The 4,050-nt window shown below is 36.2% G+C and carries 4 protein-coding genes; 2 read left to right on the forward strand and 2 right to left on the reverse strand.

Features of this window, described 5'->3' with window-relative positions; genetic code table 11:
- Positions 1–220 precede the first annotated feature (220 nt).
- Positions 221–1,159, forward strand: coding sequence for a hypothetical protein (locus A9G37_RS06060; RefSeq protein WP_065574928.1), 939 nt, complete (start codon positions 221–223; stop codon positions 1,157–1,159).
- Positions 1,160–1,771: 612 nt separating this feature from the next.
- Here A9G37_RS06060 and A9G37_RS06065 read toward each other — a convergent pair.
- A complete protein-coding gene (locus A9G37_RS06065; protein ID WP_065574929.1) occupies positions 1,772–2,638 on the reverse strand; it encodes a helix-turn-helix domain-containing protein in 867 nt (288 codons plus the stop codon).
- 290 nt (positions 2,639–2,928) lie between these two features.
- On the opposite strand from A9G37_RS06065, the gene fsa reads away from it, so the two are divergent.
- A complete protein-coding gene (fsa, locus tag A9G37_RS06070; RefSeq protein WP_065574930.1) occupies positions 2,929–3,591 on the forward strand; it encodes a fructose-6-phosphate aldolase in 663 nt (220 codons plus the stop codon).
- Between the two features lie 93 nt (positions 3,592–3,684).
- Here the strand turns inward: fsa and A9G37_RS06075 are convergent.
- Positions 3,685–4,050 (reverse strand): IS30 family transposase (locus A9G37_RS06075; protein ID WP_141671094.1); only part of this gene is annotated, 366 nt, incomplete at its 5' end.

Here is a 4,050-nt window from a genome sequence, read left to right on the forward strand (position 1 = left end):
CATTATCATTTAAGGCACAAGGCACAAGGCACAAGGCACAAGGCACAAGGCACAAGGCACAAGGCACAAGGCACAAGGCACAAGGCACAAGGCACAAGGCACAAGGCACAAGGCCTGGCAAACGTATTTCTTAAATTTATCAAATAAACTTATTCGACGAATTTTTGCACGAAACTTATTTATATTTTCGAAATTATCTCTCAACGAATTATCGAAATTATTGCTCAAATCACCTAAATCACCTTTACTAGTATTAGCGCTGTTATTATTGACATCTTCATGGAATGTACAGGCGAATGGTAAAAAGGCTAGAACGGGTAATCGTAGTGATGCAATACTGCTACAACAGTCGCCAGTTATCGATTATGTAAGACCTAATCTAAATTATGGTGACGGCAAATTCGCTGGTCCAGCTGACATGTGGAATCCTAAGAAGGGCTTCTTAGTTCAATCAATCAATCCTGAATCATACAACCTCAATTTTCCAACTACAGGGGCGGATGGTTTACATTTTGATTTACTCATTACAGGAATAGATGTAAGAGAATTGACATGGGAACCGGTCACGCATGAGGGAATTACTGCGACAGTGACAAATGTTAAAAATCATGATGTTTGGATTCCTCCTGAAGATTGGGGAAAATTTGTCGCCCGTGTTAAGCTAACAGGTCCAGAGGCAAGAAATCAATGGGATAATCCAAATCCTAGCCGAATTGCTAAGCCAAAGTTACCACAGACGTTTGAGTTAGTGGGTAGAGATATATATGGCGTTGAAGTAGTAAAATATGGATTTGTCTTGAGGCAGTGGTTCGTCCATCGGGGTTATCTGGGTCATTCACTTTATGGTAAACAGTTAGCATGGTGTAATAGTATAGGCTACCAAATGCCAAGGGTCAGGGATTTAACTAACCACAGAGCAAGATTTTCACTAGGTTACAGGCGTCATATTGGTGCAGGCTTTTTTACCGAGTGGGGCAATATGCACTTATACGAAGATGGTGGCCGGCTTTACTTCAACGACTGCAACTGGACGATCGATGTAATAGATAACTCGCAGCTCTATGTTCTCGCGCTCATGGGCACTATCCAAAGTGAGTACAGGCCCGCCATGGGTACCCACGAATGTGGTGTTATTTGCGCCTCAAACCTTAGTCCTTAGTCCTTATTTCTTAGTCTTTGGCTCGCCCGAGGCGAATATGGACTAATATAGCCGAGGTTATTTAAGGAAGGGTTGAGCAAGGGCACCCTTCTTCGCTCACAGCGTGGGCGAGCTAACGTTATACTGTTGCGTACTTTGTTGACCAAAATTACTGGACAAGTGACACAACGAAGAGCAGGGACTGCCAGTTTGATGTAGGTGCGGATAATGGTAATATTTGTTCTGCTCATCCAACAATTACGGTTTTTGCATCATCCTTTAGTTTTTAATCCTTATGGCGCTGATGATATTTTGATATTAATAAAGAATAATCAATAAAAGAATAAAATTCCAGTGTGAGGAGGGTAGCCAAAATAGCAAAGCTTGATAGCTTTGCATTTTAATAACAGAAAGCCTAAAAGCCCTTTTCTTAAAAATTAAATTTGACACGCTAAAAAATAGCAGTCTATAAAAAATTGATTTTTAAAAAGATAAATAAAATCAATATTCTACCTGATTGATATTTATATAAAAATGTACCGATAATTGAGTGCGCTAAACAAGGGCGATAAATATGTGTAATTTTGGTACAATGTAAAAAACAAAAGAGTTTGAAAGTTTACTGTGAAAAAACTATTTGTACATTAACTTACTATGATATTGTCGACGATATTCGGTTGGTGTTCGTTCTGTCTTTTTTTTAAAAATCCGACAAAAATAATTACTATCTTTAAACCCCGATGCTAGAGTAATTTCTTTTATATTTAGATCATAATCTTTTAATAGCGATTTTGCACATTCTAAGCGAATATGATTTAGATATTCATTTAACCCTATTTTCCCCTCGCTTTGAAATAGATGTGATAAGTAATTAGGTGAAATGTAAAACATATTAGCTAAAAAGTTGCGTGTAATATCTTCACGAAAGTGAGTATCAATATATTGACGAATGGCTTCATATAGGCAAGTCGTTTTGGATGATGTTTTGATATTGATATTTAACAAATCGAGCGTGTTGCTAAGTAAACTGTGAATAAGATAGTAAGCAGTTTGATTTTGTTTACATGATTGGTTTTGCCAGATAAGTTCGGTCAGAGCTTGAATAATAAATGTACCAACCCGTGGGCCTCGTCTTGGTGCGTTAATTTGCCCAAGCGGAATTAGTTGTGTACCATCCCAATGCAATAGGCTTATACCAATTTGTTGTTTACCAAATAATATGTTTAATGAAGTAACAGGGCTTGTCCAAATGGGTTTGTTCCAGCTTTGAGCGGGAATATATAAAAGATCATTAGTTGATAATATTTTTTCAATAACTTTGCCATTACTATCCGCCCATAGCATCTGTTGCTTTCCTTCTAATATAACTTCAACTCTAGGAAAGTTGACTTGGTAGGCAAGTAAAGGAGGACAAGTATTACTATTAGCAAAATAGATATGATTGATTGACTCTTGGTTATTGACTAGTTTGGCTAGTTTTTCGTTAATGATTTTTGTCATAAATTAAGTTAATGATAAATCAAGCGTGTACTATCGTTTAGATTATATACGGATATGGAAAAGATGAAAATAAGTATAACTTTTTATTTTATAAATTAATGTTAATTTTTTGTTGTGTGATCTAAATCTCAATTTCTTATTTAGCGTACAAAAATCCAGTAAATGACAAAATTGTCTTCTAGGCGATTTTGTCAGTTTTTTTTACTATAGCTGTAACGCAAAATTTGAATACAAAAAGCGTTATATGTATACGTTAATAGATGTTTGTTGGTTTTAGCTGGGAGTTAACCATGGAATTATATTTAGATACCGCCGATATTGTCGCCATAAAACGTTTAGCTAAGGTGTTACCTATTAGTGGGGTTACCACTAATCCAAGCATTGTAGCAAAATCGGGCAAGCCAATTTTTTTGTTATTAAATGAATTACAAGAAGTATTGGGTTCAGATAAATTACTATTTGCTCAGGTACTTTCAAGTAATGCTGATGAAATGATAAAAGAAACTTATCAGCTTAGAAAAGCAGTACCATCGATTGTGACTAAAATTCCTGTTAATGCTCAAGGATTGATTGCAATTAAAGAATTAACCCAGCAAGGAATTCCAACTTTGGGAACGGCTGTCTATGGTGCAGGGCAGGGATTTTTAGCTGCATTAGCAGGGGCTAAATATATTGCACCTTATGTTAATCGCATTGATGCTCAAGGCGGAAATAGTAAAGATACAGTACTGGAATTACAAAAATTGTTAGATTTGCACTGTCCACAATCGCTGGTATTAGCCGCAAGCTTTAGAACACCAAGGCAAGCGTTAGACTGTATACTTGCTGGTTGTAAGTCTATTACGTTGCCAGTGGATGTGGCTGAGCTATTTATTTCTGATCCAGCTGTTGATGCGGTGATTACTAAGTTTGATCAAGACTGGTGTAATGCTTTTGGTACGTTATCGTTTTAAATTTATTTTTTAATTTGATTTTTTCTAAACTTGTTTCATCGCTTTTGGGTTAAACAAGTTTATCTATTTTTTCAATTATAAAAATAGCATTACCTAGATTACACCATGAAGTGCAATTTTTCTTAACTCCTTCGAATAAAAGGAGGCAGGGCTTTTAAACTTATGCCGTTTTCTTGGGCGTGTGTTCAATAGATATTGAATTTTTTTTATCTGTTCGTCGTCAACTAATGAAATGGCCGCTGACTTTGGTATAAACTGACGTATTAAGCCATTGGTGTTTTCATTGGTACCTCTTTGCCAGCTTTTATAAGGCTCCGCAAAGTATACGGTAGTATTTAAATAATGCTCAATCGCATGATGATAATTAAATTCCATCCCATTATCAAAGGTGATGCTTTTAACCATCTTTTTAAACGGCGTTAGCAATTTTATTATCATATCTCTCGTTTCGGAGGCGGT

This window comes from Gilliamella sp. GillExp13, assembly GCF_001690815.1.
GTDB classification, from domain to species: Bacteria; Pseudomonadota; Gammaproteobacteria; order Enterobacterales; family Orbaceae; genus Gilliamella; species Gilliamella bombi.

Coding starts and splice junctions, on each gene's coding strand:
- fsa (WP_065574930.1), top strand. CDS start 2,929: ATGGAATTATATTTAGATACCGCCGATATTGTCGCCATAAAACGTTTA.
- A9G37_RS06065 (WP_065574929.1), bottom strand. CDS start 2,638: ATGACAAAAATCATTAACGAAAAACTAGCCAAACTAGTCAATAACCAA.